This is a genomic window from Yoonia sp. GPGPB17, assembly GCF_037892195.1.
Taxonomy (GTDB): Bacteria; Pseudomonadota; Alphaproteobacteria; order Rhodobacterales; family Rhodobacteraceae; genus Yoonia.
This window is the reverse complement of sequence record NZ_JATACI010000002.1, coordinates 1,735,284-1,754,751: the sequence shown is the minus strand read 5'-3', so window position 1 is coordinate 1,754,751 and position 19,468 is coordinate 1,735,284. Positions and strand designations below refer to the sequence as shown.

Annotated in this window: 16 protein-coding genes and 4 pseudogenes; 8 read left to right on the top strand and 12 right to left on the bottom strand. The window is 57.7% G+C overall.

Annotated elements, in window-relative coordinates:
- Nucleotides 1-3: 3 nt before the first annotated feature.
- The 6 genes and pseudogenes from QTO30_RS09455 to QTO30_RS09430 all read right to left on the bottom strand — a co-directional run bounded on the left by QTO30_RS09455 (nucleotide 4) and on the right by QTO30_RS09430 (nucleotide 5,957).
- On the bottom strand, nucleotides 4-198 hold the full coding sequence (locus QTO30_RS09455) for a hypothetical protein (protein WP_340423908.1): 195 nt from the start codon (nucleotides 196-198) through the stop codon (nucleotides 4-6).
- A 345-nt stretch (nucleotides 199-543) separates the two neighbouring features.
- Entirely contained in the window at nucleotides 544-1,011 is a 468-nt protein-coding gene (locus QTO30_RS09450) for an Hsp20 family protein (protein ID WP_340423907.1), read from the bottom strand.
- A 131-nt stretch (nucleotides 1,012-1,142) separates the two neighbouring features.
- Nucleotides 1,143-1,952, bottom strand: coding sequence for a trypsin-like serine peptidase (locus QTO30_RS09445; protein ID WP_340423906.1), 810 nt, complete (start codon nucleotides 1,950-1,952; stop codon nucleotides 1,143-1,145).
- A gap of 54 nt (nucleotides 1,953-2,006) precedes the next feature.
- Nucleotides 2,007-3,329: pseudogene (gene glcF, locus QTO30_RS09440) on the bottom strand (glycolate oxidase subunit GlcF).
- A complete protein-coding gene (locus QTO30_RS09435; protein ID WP_340423905.1) occupies nucleotides 3,329-4,450 on the bottom strand; it encodes an FAD-binding protein in 1,122 nt (373 codons plus the stop codon). Before QTO30_RS09435 ends, glcF begins: the two are co-directional and overlap by 1 nt.
- 73 nt (nucleotides 4,451-4,523) lie before the next feature.
- A complete protein-coding gene (locus tag QTO30_RS09430) occupies nucleotides 4,524-5,957 on the bottom strand; it encodes an FAD-linked oxidase C-terminal domain-containing protein (protein WP_340423904.1) in 1,434 nt (477 codons plus the stop codon).
- A gap of 91 nt (nucleotides 5,958-6,048) precedes the next feature.
- On the opposite strand from QTO30_RS09430, the gene QTO30_RS09425 reads away from it, so the two are divergent.
- On the top strand, nucleotides 6,049-6,747 hold the full coding sequence (locus tag QTO30_RS09425) for a DUF599 domain-containing protein (protein WP_340423903.1): 699 nt from the start codon (nucleotides 6,049-6,051) through the stop codon (nucleotides 6,745-6,747).
- Nucleotides 6,744-7,082, top strand: a complete 339-nt coding sequence (locus tag QTO30_RS09420; protein ID WP_340423902.1) for a hypothetical protein — start codon at nucleotides 6,744-6,746, stop codon at nucleotides 7,080-7,082. Before QTO30_RS09425 ends, QTO30_RS09420 begins: the two co-directional genes overlap by 4 nt.
- Here QTO30_RS09420 and QTO30_RS09415 read toward each other — a convergent pair.
- The 5 genes and pseudogenes from QTO30_RS09415 to QTO30_RS09395 all read right to left on the bottom strand — a co-directional run bounded on the left by QTO30_RS09415 (nucleotide 7,079) and on the right by QTO30_RS09395 (nucleotide 14,701).
- Nucleotides 7,079-7,999, bottom strand: coding sequence for an endonuclease (locus tag QTO30_RS09415; RefSeq protein ID WP_340423901.1), 921 nt, complete (start codon nucleotides 7,997-7,999; stop codon nucleotides 7,079-7,081). The genes QTO30_RS09420 and QTO30_RS09415 overlap by 4 nt on opposite strands.
- Before the next feature lie 4 nt (nucleotides 8,000-8,003).
- Nucleotides 8,004-10,070, bottom strand: a complete 2,067-nt coding sequence (locus QTO30_RS09410; RefSeq protein ID WP_340423900.1) for a hypothetical protein — start codon at nucleotides 10,068-10,070, stop codon at nucleotides 8,004-8,006.
- Nucleotide 10,071: 1 nt separating this feature from the next.
- A pseudogene (locus QTO30_RS09405) lies at nucleotides 10,072-12,827 on the bottom strand (DUF4159 domain-containing protein).
- Nucleotides 12,827-13,697: pseudogene (locus QTO30_RS09400) on the bottom strand (DUF58 domain-containing protein). Before QTO30_RS09400 ends, QTO30_RS09405 begins: the two co-directional pseudogenes overlap by 1 nt.
- Nucleotides 13,694-14,701, bottom strand: coding sequence for an AAA family ATPase (locus QTO30_RS09395; RefSeq protein ID WP_340423899.1), 1,008 nt, complete (start codon nucleotides 14,699-14,701; stop codon nucleotides 13,694-13,696). Before QTO30_RS09395 ends, QTO30_RS09400 begins: the two are co-directional and overlap by 4 nt.
- Before the next feature lie 69 nt (nucleotides 14,702-14,770).
- Between QTO30_RS09395 and QTO30_RS09390 the strand changes: the two genes are divergently transcribed.
- Entirely contained in the window at nucleotides 14,771-15,346 is a 576-nt protein-coding gene (locus QTO30_RS09390) for a DUF1285 domain-containing protein (protein WP_340423898.1), read from the top strand.
- A 1-nt stretch (nucleotide 15,347) separates the two neighbouring features.
- On the opposite strand, the gene QTO30_RS09385 is transcribed toward QTO30_RS09390, so the two are convergent.
- Complete coding sequence (locus QTO30_RS09385) at nucleotides 15,348-15,539, bottom strand: hypothetical protein (protein ID WP_340423897.1); 192 nt, start codon at nucleotides 15,537-15,539, stop codon at nucleotides 15,348-15,350.
- A 120-nt stretch (nucleotides 15,540-15,659) separates the two neighbouring features.
- Here QTO30_RS09385 and QTO30_RS09380 point away from each other — a divergent pair, with 120 nt between their 5' ends.
- The 5 genes and pseudogenes from QTO30_RS09380 to QTO30_RS09360 all read left to right on the top strand — a co-directional run bounded on the left by QTO30_RS09380 (nucleotide 15,660) and on the right by QTO30_RS09360 (nucleotide 19,439).
- Entirely contained in the window at nucleotides 15,660-16,412 is a 753-nt protein-coding gene (locus tag QTO30_RS09380; protein ID WP_340423896.1) for a hydroxypyruvate isomerase family protein, read from the top strand.
- 83 nt (nucleotides 16,413-16,495) lie between these two features.
- Nucleotides 16,496-17,170 carry a class I SAM-dependent methyltransferase gene (locus QTO30_RS09375; protein WP_340423895.1) on the top strand — a complete coding sequence of 225 codons (675 nt, stop codon included), beginning with the start codon at nucleotides 16,496-16,498 and terminating at the stop codon, nucleotides 17,168-17,170.
- A gap of 139 nt (nucleotides 17,171-17,309) precedes the next feature.
- Nucleotides 17,310-17,675: a VOC family protein gene (locus QTO30_RS09370; RefSeq protein WP_340423894.1), complete on the top strand. Its 366-nt coding sequence runs from the start codon at nucleotides 17,310-17,312 to the stop codon at nucleotides 17,673-17,675.
- Complete coding sequence (locus tag QTO30_RS09365) at nucleotides 17,676-18,359, top strand: helix-turn-helix transcriptional regulator (protein WP_340423893.1); 684 nt, start codon at nucleotides 17,676-17,678, stop codon at nucleotides 18,357-18,359.
- A gap of 77 nt (nucleotides 18,360-18,436) precedes the next feature.
- Nucleotides 18,437-19,439 (top strand): annotated as a pseudogene (locus tag QTO30_RS09360) (serine hydrolase domain-containing protein).
- Nucleotides 19,440-19,468 lie beyond the last annotated feature (29 nt).

Below are 19,468 nucleotides of genomic sequence, written 5' to 3'. Positions count from 1 at the left end.
GATTTATCCTTGTCGGGTTTGATCGTAGTGGCTGACTTGCATCTGTGTAGGTTGCGAGGCGCGCTCATAGCGCGCGACATCGGGATCGGCATGGCTTTGTGTCACGTCTTTCTGCTTCGATGATCTAACGGCGGCGCACGCCCCTTTCTTCTTGGCTACGGCACTGTCCGGTCCCAGTTCAATGTTTCCGAACGCCATTCTGTCCGGCCCCGTTGGGACGGACGCAGGAAGGTGCAACATTGAGAGACTAGGTCAGATCGTTGGTACAGAAACCACCCGCCAAAGTGCGTTCGAGCCGATCGTGCTTTGGTGCAGAGCATAGGCTGATTTCGTCAAAAACTCTTTCTTGATCAAGGCACGAACTGCTGATTCAATTCTCTTGTTGAGCGGGAGAATTGGCGGTGATGGGACCCAAGCAGGAAGCGTTTCAAGGGCCTCTCCTACGAAATCGTCTCAAAGACATTATTCGGGCGCCATCTTCAAATGCACTAACAAAAGCGCCACCCAAGTGGGTGGCGCATTCGTTTTCTAGGATGCTGTTACTTAGTTCACCGATTTCGCCTCAACAAGGTTTGCATCAGTCTTTGCAGACGACGAAATCTCAATCCGGCGCGGTTTCAGCGCTTCTGGCACTTCGCGCATCAGGTCGATATGCAGCATGCCATTTTCGTGGGCCGCACCTGTCACACGTACATGATCGGCGAGGTGGAAGCGGCGCTCGAAGGCGCGTGTCGCGATGCCGCGGTGAAGGTAGTTACGCTCTGTCTCGTCTGCAGCTTTACGGCCGGTGATGTGTAGCGAGCGGTCCTTGACCTCAATCGCGAGGTCATTTTCGGAAAAACCGGCCACGGCGATCGAAATGCGCCATGCGTCATCATCGGTTTTTTCAATGTTGTATGGGGGGTAGCTGTTTTGGCCGACATCATTGGCAAGGGCGCGATCCATCAGATCAGCAACTTGGTCAAAACCAACGGTGGCACGGTAGAGGGGTGTCAGGTCAAACGCACGCATTTGGGTCATCCTTTTCTTAAGCGATAACAATATGATAGCCTTTCCAGCTGGGACAGGCCGGTTTGCAGGGACCCATCATTGGCATCCCCGTGCTTTCTATTTGGGAACGTCGTTCCGCGCTTTCAAGAGGTTTAGGGGCGGATGAACTTTGCGCCTGTGTCGTTGCGTTCATCCGCGTTGATCAGCCGCTGCGTGCCACCGGGGCGCGCGGGGCCCAGTGTGGCGAAGTGGCTGAGCAGGGCATTCAATGGCCCCTCCAGCGACGTGCCGAGCGATACCTTCTGTCCATTCACATGTGCCATTGCCGATACGACCGATGCAATGCGTGTTTCGCCATCATTCATCATGAAAACCGGTGATCCGCTGGAACCATATTCAACATCGCAGGTCATGACGATCACACCCGTCTGCCGCCCCAGAACGTTGCAGACTTGTTGCAGGCTTGCTGCATCCTCGCGCCCGCGTCCGTATGACACAACGCCAACCTGATCACCTGTGATGGGGCGTTCAGCAATGCGGTAGGGCCGCATGCGGGTGTTGCGAATAGGCCTGTCAAGTTCCAGCACGGCGATGTCAATGGCGACTGCGCGGGCGTTCGTGGCCTCACCGCTGTGGGTATAATCAGGGTGCGCGATCCCGCGGATAACTGATCGTGTCGTTTGTGCCAGCCCGTCGCGCAGCCCTGCCTGAAAAGAAAACCGACTGGGGTCGATCAAAGTGCCATCAATGTCATAAAGGCAGTGGGCTGCCGTCAAGATCAGGCGGTCGCGGATCAAAGCGGCCGTGCAGAACCCCTTGCCACGAATATCTAAACGCCCGACGGCTTCCCAACCCTGGCTTTCCTGACGGGTTTCAAGCGTCACTAATCCGCTGTCTTGCGCCTGCGCACCTAAGGTAGTTGCGATCACCAAAACCGCCGAACGTGCCAGTTGCCGTATCATCTGTGTCCGCTTCATCATGCTAGGTTCGCTGACAGTTGGGGCAGGATTATGACGTTAGCGCAAAATCGGGATTTGCGGCTCACGTTTTCCCGGTGCGGTCAGTGCCGGTGGCTGCGGACCGCCGGTCGCCCAATCCAGCAACTCGACCGTGTGCACGATAGGAACATCGGTGCCACCGCCGATCTGCATCATGCAGCCGATGTTGCTTAGCCGAGATGATGTCAGGCGTCAGTGCCTCAAGTGTTTGCACCTTGCGGTCCTTGAGTTGCTTTGAAATCTCGGGCTGCATCAGGTTGTAGGTGCCTGCAGAGCCACAGCACAGATGGCTGTCGGCGGGCTCCAGCACAGTGAAGCCTGCTTTTTTGAGCAAGTCCTTTGGGAAGGTCTTGATCTGCTGGCCATGCTGCAACGAACAGGCTGCATGATAGGCGACTTTGGTGTCCTTTTCTTCGCCTTCCGGCATGTCCAGCTTCATCAGAAGCTCAGAGACATCCATCGCGATGGCCGACACGCGTGCCGCATCGTCGGCCAGCGCGTCGCTGCGGAACATGTGCCCGTAGTCTTTGACGGTCGTGCCGCAGCCCGATGTGTTGATGACGATGGCATCGAGGCCTTCGCCGTCCATCTCCTTGGCCCAGGCGCGGATGCTTTTCGCCGCTGTCGCGTGGCTTTCCTTCTCTTTGCCCATATGGTGCGTAAGCGCGCCACAGCAGCTTCTACCCCTTCGGCGACAACAACCTCGGCACCCAGACGGGTGAGCAAGCGGATGGTCGCATCATTGATATCCGTGTTCAGCGCCTTTTGTGCGCAGCCTGTCATCAGGGCGACACGCATTTTCTTTTCTTTCGCAGGGAAGGTCTGCGGGTCGTCGTTGCGGCTGACCGGCGGGATCGTCTTTGGCGCCATTTCCAACATCGCGCGCAGGCGTGCATCCGGCATCAGACGCGCAAAGGGACGGCCGATTTTTGCGGCGAGCAAGGCTACGCGGAACCGCATAGGATAAGGCAGGATACGCGCCAAAATCCAGCGCAGCGCACGATCAGAGAACGGCCTGTCGTAGTTTTCTTCGATGTAGGCGCGCGCATGGTCGACGAGGTGCATGTAGTGCACACCCGATGGGCAGGTGGTCATACAGGCCAAACAAGACAGGCAGCGGTCGATATGTTTGACGGTCTTTTCGTCCGGTTTACGGTCGTTCTCAAGCATATCCTTAATCAGGTAGATACGCCCGCGGGGGCTGTCGAGCTCGTCGCCCAGCACCTGATAGGTGGGGCAAGTCGCGGTGCAAAAGCCGCAATGCACACAAGAGCGCAGAATGTCGTTAGAGCGCTGAGTTGCAGGATCGGTGAGTTGTTCAGGGGTAAAGGTCGTTTGCATCAGCTCATGATCCCAGAGTTAAGAATGCCGCGTGGATCGAATTTGGTGCGCAGGCCAGCGGTGATGGCAGCCAGAGCAGGAACCTCGGGTTGGAAGGTTGGCACATCAGCCTTGCCCCGGATCAGTGTTGCGTGACCATCGAAGTCACCCAGCGCAGTGCGCAGATCGCGGCCTTCATCGGTCAATGCCCAGATCAGGCCGCCGCCCCAATCGTATTGCACGGCTTTGGCGTCCATTCTCGCGGCCAGTTCAGCCGCATCAGACGGTTTGGCAGAGATGCGCCAGACATCACCGGTTTGGTCGGCGAAAGCCGTGGCATCACGTACCCATGCCCACCCCTCGGCAGAGCCCGGACCTTCCGTGGCACCGACTTGAATCTCTGCATCACCGTAGGATTTCAGCAGATCGCGCAGTTTTTCTGCACGGTAGGTTACCGAGGACTCAAACCCTTCGACGCGGATCATCGTCAATGGATCGCCGAACTTGCTCTTTGGGAAATGTGCAACACCAGTTGCCTCGAAGGGCGATCCGAGGGCGGCTGACATCGCTTCAATGGCTTTCGCGTCAGTTAGGCCGTGCAGCATCACAGTGCCAATGGTTTCCACATTCGGCAGCACCTTCAGCGATACTTCGGTTAGGACACCCAAAGTGCCATACGACCCCGTCATTAGTTTGACCAGATCATAGCCCGTGACATTTTTCATCACGCGGCCACCGTTTTTGATGATGTTGCCCTGCCCATCAACGAACCGCACACCCAGCATAAAGTCGCGGCAGGCCCCGACGGAAATCCGACGGGGGCCAGAGACGTTTGCGGCCGCCATACCGCCTAACGTCGGCTCTCCCGTTGTGCCAAGCAATGCCCGGTGATCCATCGGTTCAAAGGCCAGGCGCTGGTTCTCCGCCGCCAGCACTTTTTCGACCTCTGCAATCGGGGTGCCAGCGCCCGCAACAATCGTCAGTGCACCGGGTTCATAGAGACTGATCCCACTCATCGCAGAGGTGCTCAATGCATCACCGTCGCAACGCCCGATGGGCCGGGTGCCACCGCCTTTAATCCGCAAGGGACCATTGGCCCCGGCGATCATCTGGGCAAGCTCTTCTTCGGTTTTGGGCGTCATGACTGATCTTCTTACGTTCAAAAATAATACCTTGGGGGAGCCCCGGAATTCGGGGCTGGGGCAAAGCCCCTGACTAGGCGGCGCGTCTGGCCTGAGATGTCTCAAGGGGAAACACCTTGGCTGCGTTCAACAGCCAGGCGGGATCAAAGATATCCTTGATCGCCATCTGCGCTTCCAGATCAGCAGGATCGTACTGCACATTCATCAGGTCGCGCTTTTCAATGCCGACACCATGCTCGCCGGTCAGGCAACCTCCGACCTCCACGCAGAGTTTCAGGATTTCAGCGCCAAAGTCTTCGCAAAGCTCCAGATCGCCGGGCTTATTGGCATCAAACAGGATCAGCGGGTGCATGTTGCCATCACCGGCGTGGAACACGTTGCCCACATCAAGGCCGAATTCCTTTGACATCTCGCCAATCCGTTTCAGCACGAAGGGCAGAGAGGACACAGGGATCGTGCCATCAAGGCACATATAGTCGTTGATTTGCCCCATCGCGCCGAAGGCTGATTTGCGGCCCAGCCAGATGCGACCAGCCTCATCAGCGTCTTTCGCTTCGCGCAGCTCGACCGGGTTATGGCTGGCCGCGATCTCCATGATCAGCTTTAGTTGCGCGTCAATTTCAGCGTCAGAGCCTTCGACTTCGACGATCAACAAGGCCTCGCACATTGGATACCCGGCTTTAGCGAAGGCTTCAGTCGCCTCAATACAGGGACGGTCCATGAATTCGATTGCAACGGGCAAGATGCCAGCCTTGATGATATCGGTCACAACCTGTCCGGCCACTTCGGAACTGTCATAGCCCATCAGGACCGGGCGGGCGCCTTCTGGCTTGTGCAGGATGCGTAGCGTTGCTTCGGTCACAACGCCAAGCTGGCCTTCGGAGCCGCAAATCACGCCTAGGATGTCCAAACCGCCAGCATCCAGATGCGCGCCGCCAATCTCGACCACGGTGCCATCCATAAGGACCATGGTCACACCCATGAGGTTGTTGGTTGTCACACCGTACTTCAGGCAGTGTGCCCCGCCAGAGTTCATGGCGATATTACCTGCAATGGCGCAGGCCAATTGGCTGGATGGGTCCGGGGCATAAAAGAAGCCGTTTGTTTCGACGGCGCCAGTGACGGAAAGGTTTGTGCGTCCGGTCTGCACCCGCACATAACGGTCATCATAATTCGTTTCGATGACGTCGTTCATTTTCGCCACGCCAAGTATCACGCAATCGGCAGTAGGAAGCGCGCCACCAGCGAGGGACGTACCAGAACCGCGTGGCACAACGGGCACGCCCATTTCGTGACAGATGCGCAAAACATCCGACACTTCCTGTGTATTCGCAGGCAAAACCGCGCAAAGGGGTGGACATTTGTAAGCTGTCAGCGCGTCGCATTCATAGGCCCGTGTTTCGTGTTCATCCGAAATCACCGCGTCGCGCGGCAGGACTTCGTACAAGCGCGCTACGATCTGCGCTTTGCGCGAAAGAACGCTGGCATTTGGTGCTGGCATTTCCATCTGACGATTCCCCTGAATGGCTGATTGGTAAAAATATATTACCAATTTTGAGATATAGCAAGTCTCAACTGTTGGGGTTAAACAAGCGTTTATGCAAATACTTGATCATATGGCACTTTTAGGCCCGCTCGATTTAGCTGCGGCAGGCGCAATTCTGATCGCTTGGTTCGTCATCAGTTGGATGATCGAGCATGCGGGCGCAAAACGGCCTTCTGTCACCGTCCTGATGTCAGAGCGGCGGCGCGACTGGATGAAGGTTTTTGTGACCCGTGATCCGCGCATCTTTGACAGTCAGATTTTGGCCAGCCTGCGGCAGGGGACATCGTTTTTTGCCTCGACCTGTTTGTTAGCTGTCGGTGGGGTCTTGGCCCTGGTAAGCAATACCGAACCGCTGCGTGGTGTGGCAGCGGAGGTAACAGAGATGGCGGTACCGGTTGTGATCTTTCAACTAAAGCTCGCTTTCGTCGCAATTTTTCTGACCAATGCTTTTTTGAAATTCGTCTGGGCCAACAGGGTCTTTGGATATTGTGCTGTGATGATGGCTGCTGTGCCTAATGACCCACGGGACCCAATCGCCTACCCGCGTGCTGCACAAGCGGCAGAGTTGAATATACGTGCTGCGATTAACTTTAACCGCGGTCTGCGTGCGATGTACTTTGCCTTGGCAGCACTCGCGTGGCTTTTAGGGCCGATTGCCTTGATGATATCGACCGTTTTGGTGGTCTGGGTCGTCTGGTCACGGGAATTTGCATCGCTGCCACGCAGTATTCTGTTACAGGAGAAAGCATGAGACTTGCATTTGCTTTTGCCCTTCTTGCCGTGCCCGCTTTTGCGGATGGCCCTGTTATCGAAAACGTGACGGTTGACGGGGACCGCTTTAGTGTGACGCTGTCCCATCCTGATACCGGCTGGGACCACTACGCCGATGGGTGGGAGGTGCTGGATGCAGATGGCAATAGCCTTGGTATCCGCGAACTGTTGCATCCGCATGTGACCGAACAGCCGTTTACGCGATCATTGTCAGGTGTTGTGGTGCCAGAGGGCGCGACGGTCGTTTATGTCCGCGCGCGCTGCAATGTGGATGGCTGGTCCGACGATCTGTTCGAAGTTGTGCTTGATAACTAGCGGTCCGCGCCAAGCAGGTAGTCGGCAACAACCGGATAGTGGTCGGTCGGCCATTCGCCATCAAACTTTTGACGCAAAACGACAGGTTCATTAACCAGTTGAGCGGTTCCGGTGGTTGCAATGTGGTCAATTGCGCCAAACAGGTTGATGCCGCTATTGAAATGGAACGTTGATCCCTGCACGGGGGCAAAATCCAGGCCCATGTCAGCCAGAATATCGACAACGGTATCACCAATACGTCCGTTGAAATCTCCGATAACAAAGAGCGTTTCGTTTTCATTCATCCAAGGTTTGATGCGGTCTGCCACCAATTCAATCGATTGAATACGATTGGAACGGCTGCCGAAGTCCGTATGCAGATTGACCACGCGAAAGACTTCGCCGCTGCGGTCATCCCTGAACTGCGCCCAAGACGTGAAAGCCGGAAATGAACCGTTGAAGGTACGTGAGTAAATCACATCCGGGGTGTCCGAGAAAAAGAACCAACCCTGATCAAGCAAGGTCAGCCGCGCAGGGCGATAGAGTATTGGCTGGGTCGATGGGAAAGCAGAAGGATCCCCGACTGCGGCGGCCGCATAGTCGGGGTTGTTTTCCAGCAGCCAGTCAAGCGTCAGATTGATGCGACCCCCACTGCCACGCCCAAAGCTCTCCATCTCTTGAAACCCGATGACATCGGCGCCCACTGCTTTAAAGGCAAGATCGAGTGGCGTCTTGCGTCGTTCCCAATCACCCACAGACCAAGCGCCGGTATCGCGCTCAAGGATGATGTAGTGCACATTGTAGGTCGCAATGCGTAACGTTTCGGGTGACGGCGCAGCTAGTGGGATATTGCCCGAATTGCGGATGGTTTGGCACCCGACCAATGTGAGCAGAGCAAAAGTGATGACGCCCAGCACTTTCAGGATCGTAACGATCATTGGGCTATCGCCGCCCTTCACGAAGCCATGCGCCGACCATCAGAAGCGACGCAAGCAAAAGAAACGCCCATGCAGGCAGAAGTGGATTGATACTGATCTCGGCGGTGCGGAATGCGTTGCGTGGGGTGATCCCGATCCAGCCGCGTCCGGCGGCAGGGCGGCCTTCGCGCACGGTCCGTATGTTGATATCGCCTGCTGAGATCGGCAGGATCGCGCCGCGCGTGCTTTCCACGACGGGCGCCAATAGCCCACCATCCGCGATGGTTTGTTCGAACTCCCGCGGTGCGGCAGGGCCCAAAGCAATGACGGCGGTCTCTTCGCCATCGTCCAATCGGTAAAGGCCAATCTCCGGCGCTTCCCAGAGTGTTTCAAACCGCCCGGGCGACACTTCTTCCAATCGCAGTGTTGTTTCGGTCCCGTCGGGATGGGTCACAATGACATCGCCTGTTTCCAAAGAGAGCGTGCGCCGAATAATACGCATCGTCTGCCCGGCGGGTTCAACCCAAAGCGCCTCTTCCTCAAGCTCGGGTTCTTTCATCATCCAATGTGCAAGGCGGCGCAGCAATTCAAGCTGTGGCCCGCCACCCTCATAGCCCCGATCCCAAAGCCATGAATGATCCGATGCAATCAAAGCCACGCGCCCTTCACCAACGCGGTTCAGCGTTAGAAGCGGGCGATTATCGAGGCCGGACATCACGGTCATTGCATCTTGCGGTACAAGGACATCGACCAACCGGAACCAACGGCCCCAACCGGCACCTTCGCCCTCAGGGTTTGGGGATAGTGCGTCAAGCCCCTCTGTGACGGGATGACGTGCGCCAAGGTCGGTGATCTGTGGCACAAAGCCCTCTTCAAAAACCCGCGCTGTCGGCGCGCCGGGCAAGATTTGACCAAGAGGAGAGCGATAGATGCTTTCGGCTGAGCCGTACTCTGGTCCCGATGAAATCAGGACAGCACCACCCTGTTCAACATAGCTGCGGATGTTGTCGAGATAGACAGTGGGCAGGATGCCGCGACGGCGGTAGCGGTCAAAGATGATCAGGTCGAAATCATGGATCTTTTCCAAAAACAGCTCGCGCGTTGGAAAGGCGATCAGAGATAGCTCGTTGACGGGCACGCCATCTTGCTTTTCAGGCGGGCGCAGAATGGTGAAGTGCACCAGATCAACCGAAGAATCGGATTTCAGCAGGTTGCGCCACGTGCGCTCTCCGGGGTGTGGTTCACCTGACACAAGCAGAACCCGCAAACGGTCCCGCACGCCGTTGATCTGCACGACGGCGGCATTGTTGCGATTGGTCAGTTCGCCCTCGGCCTCTGGGATCGTGAATTGCAGGACGTTCATCCCCCCATGCGGCAGGGTGATGGGCAGCTGGACATCCTCACTCACGGGGACCGGCACGGTCAATGGCGCGTCGCCATCAATGGAAATCGACAGCGGCACCGAGGCCGCTTCGGGCGCGGCCCCTTGATCTTCGATCCGCAGTGTCAGGTTTACCTCTTCGCCCAAAATCGCAAAGGCCGGTGCGTTTTCGACGACAAGGCGGCGATCCCAGTCATCAGGTTGCCCTGTGAGCAACGTGTGTACAGGTGCGGGCAGGCCCGGAGTGCGTTCAATGTCGTGCAGCCGCCCGTCCGTCACAAGGATGATACCCGCTATCCGTGCTTGCGGCTCTTCGGCCAGCGCCGCAGAAAGGGCGGTCATCAAGGTCGTCCCAAGGTCGCCCTCGCCGTCGCCCAGCGTAACAGTGCGTAATTCCGTGTTTGACTGACGCGCGACTTCGGCCTCGATGTTCGCGATGGCTGCTGCATTCTGTGCAGGGCGATCGCCGATGCGCTGGCTGGCGCTTTCATCTACGACCATCATCACAATGTCGCTGAGCGGTTCGCGGTTTTCCTGCTGGATACTGGGGTTTGCAATGGCGGCCAGCAAAGCAAGCCCTGCCAGACCACGCAGCCACCACCCCGGCAAACGTCGCCAGACCGCCAGGATCAAGGCGAACAAAGCCAAGGTCGCGACGCCGTAGAGCAGTACGAGAGGGATCAGTGGATCAAGGATAAGCGTTCCTGTCATGTCACTGCCCCAACCGATCCAACAGGTCCGGCACATGGACCTGATCGGACTTATAGTTGCCCGTCAGCACATGCATGATCACATTCACGCCAAAACGTAGCGCGATTTCGCGTTGCCGCTCACCAGACATGCCGCGCCCTACGGGGAACATGCGTCGCCCGTTGCCATCAACAGCCCAGGCCCGCGCCCAGTCGTTGCCGCCGATGATCACCGGCGTGACTCCATCGTTGAGGTTGCGGAAGGGCATGCCTTCGACCTGCTGGGCGTTGATTGGGGCTGCTTCAACCCACACATCACGGCTGGCATAGCGACCCGGGAAGTCTTGGAGCAGATAGAACGTGCGGGTCAGCACATGATCAGGCGGGATAGGTTCGATCGCGGGAATATCAAGGGACCGGGCAATGGCTTGCAGGCGTTGCCCTTCTGGCGAGCCAGACCCAAAGCGGGCGGTGTCCGCGTCGCGGGTGTCAAACATAATCATCCCACCAGAGCGGAGATAGCGGTTCAGCTTGGTATAGGCCTCACGGCTGGGCAGTTGTTGATCGGCGGTGACGGGCCAATACAGGATAGGAAAGAAAGCCAGTTCATCCGTTTCGATGTTCACACCAATGGGGGCCGCAGGTTCGATGGACGTCCGCCGGAACAGCGTTTGCGACAGGCCAAGCAATCCTGCTTCGGCAGTCTCGTCGATCTCGGTATCGCCGGTCAGGACGTGGGCCAGAACAACCTCGGTCGTGGCGCGCAATGCAAAGTCTTCGGTCGGTTGAGCCTGTGCCTCCGACGCCCACAAAAATAATACTGCCAAGGCCGCGGCCACATCAGCGCGGGGCCCTTTCAGCCTGCCGCCGACGGCCAGCGACGCAATGACGTCAATAAGCAGCAAAAGTACGGCGGCACTGAGCAGCCAGCCTTTCAACGCAGTTTCACGCACCACATCCATCCCCTCGATCGCGATACGGGCGGGCCATTGAGCCACGTTCAACACGGTGTCTGCGCCGATGACATTGATGGCGAGTTGGCGGTCGTCGCCGACGTAAAGTCCGGGCAGAAGGTCGGGCCCGGGGACACCATCGACCAGAACCTCGCCTGCGACGCCGGGCAGTGCGCTTCCGTCTTCAAGCCGCCCATACGCATCGAGTACCTTGTTGGGTAGCCACGTTGTACCGGCTAGTTCCGCTTCATCCGGGTTTGCGGGGCGGGTTGAAACGGCAAGTCGTTCCAGCATTTGCACGAAAAGACCCGACAGTGGCAGGCTCGACCATTCAGCGTTGGCAGTGACATGCACCAGAACGATCTGGCCTTCGCCAGTGATGTTGCGGGTGACAAGCGGAGTGCCATCGGTGAGTTGCGCAATCACGCGGTCGGCCAATGTCGGGTCGGGCTGGGCCATGACCTGGCTGGTGACGGTGACGTCATCGGGAACGGGCAATCCAAAGAAGGGGCTGTCTTCGGCAAATGGCGCCAGCGTTTTGGGTTCACCCCAGCTCATCGCGCCACCAACAGAACGCCCGCCGGACCGCAGGCGGACGGGCAAAAGCGGATCAACCTCATTGCGCCCTTGATCTGATGCGGCAAGCCGAGGACCAGCAAAGCGCAGCAGCATGCCGCCGTTTTCCACCCATGCCAACACCGTCTCTGCTTCGCTGCCCGCAAGATTGGCGACATCAGCAAGGATCAGCACATCCGGGTTGGCCAGCAATAAATCATCAAGCGTGCCATCGATGATATCCGCGGTCGGTTCTAACGCTTCGCGAAGATAAAACAGCGGTGACAGCAGTTCGAGCCCCTCGCGATCATCGCGTCCGGCAATTAGCGCAACCTCGCGCCGTCTTAGCGCGTCATCAGTCAGGCTGACCGCACCGGCGGACCGGTTGCCAGTGATCTCAAACCGGGTGATCCGATTGCGTAGCTCCGGAGGCAGCACCATCGCGGTTTCTGCGATGGGGTCGCCGGGGGCAAAGCTGAGAGGCACCGAAGCCAACTGACGTTCCGCCCCGGCCGGGTCGAGGCCCACCGCAGTGACCGTGGTTTCGAGTGGATTGCCGATAGGTGAACGGGTGGCAGACACCAGAACTTCGCCGTTCTCAAAACGCGCGGGTCGCATGCCAATGGTCTGACGCGGGGTCTGGAAGACGGTCACATTGCCGCGGTTTTCCAGCGCGGCCAACAGCTCTTCGCGTCCGGCCCATTCCAATCCGTCGGAGATCCAATAGGTTTCGAAAGTCTCAGCGGTCTCTGCAAACCATCCGGCGGGATCTATCGGTTGCCAAGGTTGTGGCTGTATGCCCGGCAAACGGTTTTGCCATTCGGCTGGGGCCGCAAACGGAATGTCCCCGACCGGCAGTTCATTGAGGTTGATAACGGCTGTGCGTCGATCTGCAAGTGCGGCCTCGGACAACAACGTGTCGACACGATCGATGCGTGCTTGCCAGCTGGACGCACCGGCCCATGATCCATCCATCAGGATCACAAGATCACCTGAGCCTTCACGCGCATTTTGGCGGTTCAGCACAGGGCCAGCAAATCCGATGATGACAGCGGCGACGGCAAGAATGCGCAGCAGTAGCAGCCACCAGGGCGTGCGGTCGGTTTGGTTTTCGTCGTCGGTCAATCCCAACAACAGGGCGACACCCGGAAAACGGCGCCGGATCGGTGCTTAAGCGGGACAGCGCGTAGCAAGATCCACAGGATCGGCAAGGCGATCAGACCCAGCAAAAGCCAAGGGGCCGCGAAACCTATGGGGCCGATGGTCCACATCAGCGTTGATGCTCCAAAGCGCCATAGAGCCAGAGCAGCGCATTTGTTGCGCTTTCTCCGGTATGGTGGGTCTGGAATTGCCAACCTGTGATACGTGCAAGGCGTTGCAAGCGGTCTTTGCGTTCTGCGAGACGATCAAGGTAGCGGGATTTCAGGTCGCCGGCTTTTAGTGTTTCGTGTCGCAGCGCACCTAACATGCTCTCAAAAATGGTCCGCCCGTCAAAAGGGAACGCCTCTTCTTGCGGATCGAGCACTTGCAAAAGCGCCCCACCGACACCGCGATCCGCGGCGCGTAGCAGGGCCTCTTCAATGGGTTTGATATCGCCCAGAAAGTCGCTGATGAACAATGCGCGGGAATGCGGCAGCATCCCTTGCGCCTCTGGCGCCCCATAATCAGAGTCGTCTTGCTGCGACAAAAGCTGTGCCATTTGCATGAGCTGCGCTTCGCCACGGCGGGGGGCAAGCGCAGACCGGTCAACCCAACCCTTTCACCGCCGCGGATGAGCAGAATGGCGCAGGCAAGGCCAAGCGTGCGTGCCCGCTGGGCTTTGGTGGGCAAGTTGTCGTCTGAGCCAAAGGACATCGACGCCGCCCGATCCACCCAGAGAATGATCGATTGGGCGATCTGCCATTCTTTGTCTTGCACGAAGTTCGCATCCGATCGGGCAGACCGCCGCCAGTCAATACTGCGCGCCTCATCATGTGGCTGTGCGGGCCGGTACTGCCAGAACGTGTCACCTGTGCCCGCCCGTCTGCGCCCATGATCGCCCAAGAGAACCGCCGTCGCCAAATGCTCTGCTTCCGCCAGAAGCGGCGGCAGCGGGCGGCAAGCGCCTCGGCGTCGGATCTCAGGGCGAGGGGGTTGGTCATGCAGCGCTGGCCACAGTCGTGATCTGATCGGCGACGGTGTTGATGACATGATGGATGCTTTCGCCGCGTGCACGCGCCGCGAAAGACAGCGCCATGCGGTGTTCAAGGACGGGAACGGCCATCGCGCGGACATCTTCGGCAGAAGGTGCCAAGCGGCCTTCAAGCAGTGCTTGAGCGCGGACCGTCAACATCAACGCCTGCGCGGCACGCGGGCCGGGCCCCCAGCTGACGTTCTGGCGGATGATGTCTGGGGCGTTCTCGTCATCGGGGCGACAGGCCCGCACCAAATCAAGGATCATTTCCACGATGTTGTCGCCAACTGGCATGCGGCGCAACAGGGTTTGCGCGTCCAATAGGTCTTGCGCGCTGAACACGGCCTTGGACTCGGCTTCTTCGACACCGGTTGTCGCGATCAGAATGTCTTTCTCGGTATCGCGATCCGGGTAGGGGACATCAATTTGCACAAGGAAACGGTCAAGCTGCGCTTCGGGCAGCGGGTAGGTGCCTTCCTGTTCAATCGGGTTTTGCGTTGCAAGGACGTGGAATGGGACACCAAGGGGCCGGTGTTCGCCTGCGATGGTCACTTCCTTTTCCTGCATGGCCTGCAAGAGAGCCGACTGCGTGCGCGGCGAGGCGCGGTTAATCTCATCGGCCATCAGAAGTTGGCAGAACACCGGGCCTTCGATGAACCGGAAGCTGCGTGAGCCATCATTGGTTGTTTCAAGCACTTCGGAGCCAAGAATATCGGCGGGCATCAAGTCCGGCGTGAACTGAATGCGGTTGCCCTTGAGACCCATCACCGTGGACAGCGTATCAACAAGCCGCGTCTTGCCCAGACCCGGCAAACCGATCAGCACAGCGTGGCCGCCACAAATCAGCGCGGTCAATGTCAGGTCCACAACGCGTGGCTGGCCAATGAAACGGGCCGAGATACTGGTCCGCGCCTCTGCCAGCTTTGCGCCCAGATTTTCAATCTGAACGACGAGATCGGCATTGTGGGCCATGACTTTCCTCCGGTTGAACTATATTCTGCATCACAACAGATAATCCCATCACACCCAATGGCAAAAACAATGACCACACAAAAGATTGTGACACCAAGCGCCGAAAGCATCGCCAGCAGCGCCCGTGCGGCCCAAAAGGGCGGTTTACCACCGGTCCATCTATGGAATCCGCCGCATTGCGGGCATATCGACATGCGGATTGCCCGGGATGGGACATGGTTTTACATGGGCACGCCGATTGGACGGGCGGAACTGGTCAAGCTCTTTTCAACGATTCTCCGCAAAGATGGCGACGACTACGTGCTTGTGACCCCTGTCGAGAAGGTGGGGATCACTGTCGACGATGCGCCATTTGTCGCCGTGGATTTTAACCGCCGCGGTGATGGGTTGAAATTTGAGACCAATATTGGCGACCGGATGATCGCTGGCCCCGATCACCCTATTCGCGTTGAACGTGACCCTAAGACGGGTGAGCCATCGCCATACGTACTGGTCCGTGCCAATCTGGAGGCCTTGATTGACCGCAAATCATTTTATCGGTTGGTCGAGATCGGCGAACACGCCTCGCATGAGGGCTCACAGTGGTTTGGAGTGCGGTCAGAGGGTGTGTTTTTTCCGATTATTCCCTCGGCGGAACTGGAATAGCTTAGAGGGCACCGTCGCTCGCCCAGAAAAACAGGAACAGCCCCCATAAGACGCCAGCGGCGATCATCCCCAGGCCGATCCAGACCATGATATCCCAGTCGTTTGTGAGCCCCCATCCGGCAACCGTCCCACCGCCACCGATCAGAATAAGTGGCATTATCAGCGTGACAACAAAGGCAATCAGGCGTCTCATTTTGGTCTCCCCATCGTTCCGGCCCCGCTGATGAGATAGGCATTCTGGCCTTAACTTGCAAAAACTGATGGTTTTCAGTCTTGTGCAAGCAAACACACAACCCGCTTTCAAGGACCCCTCATGCCAAAATTCTGCGCTAACCTGACGTGGCTTTTTACCGAACTGCCTTTCCTGGAAAGGTTCGCGGCGGCGAAAGAGGCGGGCTTTGATGCGGTCGAGGTGCTGTTTCCTTACGACGTGAATGCGCAGGACATTGTCAATGAACTGAGTAAACATGAGTTGCAGATGGTTTTGATCAACTGTCCACCGCCGAATTACACGGGTGGCGAGCAGGGATTCGCCGCCGTGCCGGGCTTGGAACAGCGATTTCGAAAGGACTTTCTGCGTGCGCTGCGATATGCAAAAACGCTGGGTGCCCAACACCTGCACATTATGTCCGGCGTGGCAGAGGGCGCGGCTGCCAAAGAGGCATTCGTGACCAACTTGCGCTGGGCGTCCATTGAGGCGCCCGACCAAAGTCTGACAATCGAACCAATCAACAACGAAACCATGCCCGGCTACTTTCTGAATAGTTTCGATCTTGGTCGCGACATTGTCACGGCCGTTGATGCGCCAAATCTCAAACTCCAGTTTGATACCTTCCACGCAGCGAAGATCACCGGGGATGTCTTGGGCACATGGGAAGCGATGCGCGATGTGACCGCCCACATACAGGTCGCGCAGATCCCTGACCGGGGTGAACCTGATCAGGGTGAGGTCGACTATCCGGCGTTCTTTGAAAGCCTGGATGCACAGGGGTATCAGGGATGGGTCGCCGGGGAATACAAACCCCGGGCCGCGACAGCTGATGGATTGGGGTGGATTGCGGGTTGACGTGTTAGCCGCCGTGGATGTCTGTTTGGCGGCCCGCATCGGGTGTACGTCGCGCCATCTGTGTAGAGAGGTTTGATCAGATCATGAAGCTTTCCGATACCTCAGGTGACGCCGCAACATACGCTGATCGCGTGGAACGGCAGGTGCCGGGGCTGCGTGATATGCATCATATGGCGGGGCTCTTACTGGCCGAACACGTGCCCGAAGATGGCCGGGTTTTGGTGCTTGGCGCAGGCGGGGGGCTTGAACTGGACACCTTTGCGCGCCTGCATCCAACATGGCGTTTTGATGGCGTTGACCCATCGGCCAGCATGATTGAACAGGCGCGTGTCACGCTTGGCGACCGGGTGCAAAGGGTCACTTTTTACGAGAGCTATATTGATGATGCCCCAGATGGCCCATTTGATGGTGCCGCCTGTCTGTTGACCTTGCATTTTCTTGAGCGGGCAGCGCGCCTGCGTACATTGCGCGCGTTGCATAGCAGGCTGCGACGCTGCGCGCCATTCGTTGTTGCCCACCATAGTTTTGCGCAAAACGCGCCTGAGCGCGATCTATGGCTGCAACGCAATGATAATCTGCTTGTTTCATGGGGACTTGAGGCCGCGAAGGCGGAGAAAGGCATCGCGGCCATGAAGGAGCATCTGCCGGTCCTTTCGCCCAAAGAGGATGAAGCGCTTTTGATCGAAGCCGGATTCAAGGATGTTCAGCAGTTCTATGCAGGTTTCACATTCAAAGGGTGGGTCTGCTACGCGGCCTGAAGGTATGAACCTGATATAGGTCGAAGTGGTTTTTGACGCCGACTTACAAAACTGACAACTCCTGAAAACATGCTGACACAATGCTGTCAGTAGGGGTATGCTTAAAGATGTCCATCAACCTCAAACAAGGAGATGAGACATGACTGATCGTGCAATTATGGTCTGGGGCGAAATCCCGGTCACTGACATGGATAAATCCGTTGCATTCTACAACGCAGTCTTCGGCTATGATATGAAGATCGACAATTCTGGCCCCAACCCGATGGCTGTTTTGGGTAGCTTGGAAAACACCGCTGGGGCCCACCTCTATCCTGGCAAACCTGCCCCTGACAGCGGCAATACCATTCATCTTGGGCTGACCGATCGCCTTGAAGCCGGGATCGACCGCTGCTGGAAAGCAGGCGGGCAGGTGCTGAGCCCGCCAATTGATATCCCCGCAGGGCGTTTTGCTTATGCCAAGGACCTTGACGGCAACTCCATCGGTCTGTTTGAGGCGACAGCCTAGATGCGCCGCGCTGACCGCCTGTTTCAGATCTTGCAGTTTCTGCGGGGCGGTCGGCTGACCACAGCGGCACAACTGGCCGAAAAACTCGAAGTCACGCCGCGGACGATTTACCGCGACGTGGCCCATTTGATTGGGTCTGGTGTACCCATCGAAGGCGAAGCAGGCGTGGGGTATCTGATGCGGGATGGCTACGATCTGCCGCCGCTGATGTTCACCCATGATGAAATCGTCGCCTTGGTGTCGGGCGCGCGAATTTTGCAGACATGGGGTGGGACGAAGATGGCCGCTGCCGCCCAAGAGGCATTGGTCAAGATTGATGCGGTTCTACCTGATGACGCGCGCAGGCAAGCCGGTCAGGTGAATGTGCATGTGATGGAAGGGGCGGAACAGCGGGGCCATTGGCGCGACTATCTGGACCGGTTTGAATCCGCGTCCGAGGCGCATATCCGTTTGGAAATGAACTATGCTGACGAATCTGGGAACCAGACATCGCGCGTTGTGCGCCCCTTGGGGGTTTGGTTCTGGGGCAAGGTCTGGACGGCCGTGTGCTGGTGCGAGCTGCGGGAAGGGTTTCGGATGTTCCGGCTGGACCGGGTATCAGATTTGCGTGAACTGGACCGCTATCGCCCCATAAAGGGCCAGACTTTGCGCGAGTTTTATGAGACTGCTGCCTATCGCCACTGATCTCACGCAGTTTTTTGTGGTGTGCTTCTCCGTTTGATTTATCCTCTGCGTGATGTTTTTGTGAGCTGGATAGGTCAATGAAACGGCGTGGATTTCTTGCCGCAGGAGCGGCTACTCTTGCAACCCCGATGTTGGGGCAGACGGACATTTGGGCAAATGTTTCGGACCGGGCGCGTGGGTTTGATCAATGTCACGCGCTGATGATCCGGCAATCTGGGCAGACCGTACTGACCGAGCGGTATCGTGGGCCGCGGCTAAGTCGTGCGGTACCGATCAAATCGGTTTCAAAGACGATTGTTGCCGCTTTGACGGGGGCGTCACTGGATCGCGGGGAACTGCCCTCTTTGACAGCCACATTGGGCGAGGTGGCGCCGCGGTTGATCCCGGCCAGTGCAGACCGGCAAGTGGCACAGATCCGCGATCGAAAATCTGGTGACAATGCAGGCCGGACTCGAGCGAACGTCGGGTGCCAATTATGGTGGTTGGGTGAGTAGCGACAATTGGGTCGCAAATGCGTTAAGTCGCCCTTTCGTGGCAGAGCCGGGCGTGCGGATGCTATATTCGACGGGGTCGTTTCATATCCTGGGTGCCGTGTTGAGCGAAGTGACCGGGCAGTCATTGTTGTCACTGGTGCGCGCGCGATTGGGTGATCCTTTGGGCATAGAGATCCCCGCTTGGACCCGTGATCCGCAAGGCCGCTATATGGGCGGCAACGAAATGGCGCTGACATTGGATGCGATGGTGCGCTTTGGCGAAATGTATCGCTTGCGCGGTCAGTTTGGTGGCACTCAAGTGTTAAGTGCAGATTGGGTTGCGCGGTCTTTTGAGCGGCGCACGCAGTCGTTTTTCTCGGGATTGGACTATGGTTATGGTTGGTTCCTAGGGCGGGGCGGTGGTGTCAGATACGCCTTGGCGCGGGGTTATGGTGGACAGATTATTTGTGTCGCGCCGGAGATTGAGTTGACCCTGGCAATTACGTCCGACCCTACACTGCCAGCACGCAGTGGTGGATACTTTGGGGACTTGCAAAGACTGATCGAGCAGCAGGTTCTGCCCCTCGCAAAGTCGCAGATCAGTTGATCAGGTAAGGTGGATCAAGATCCACCTTA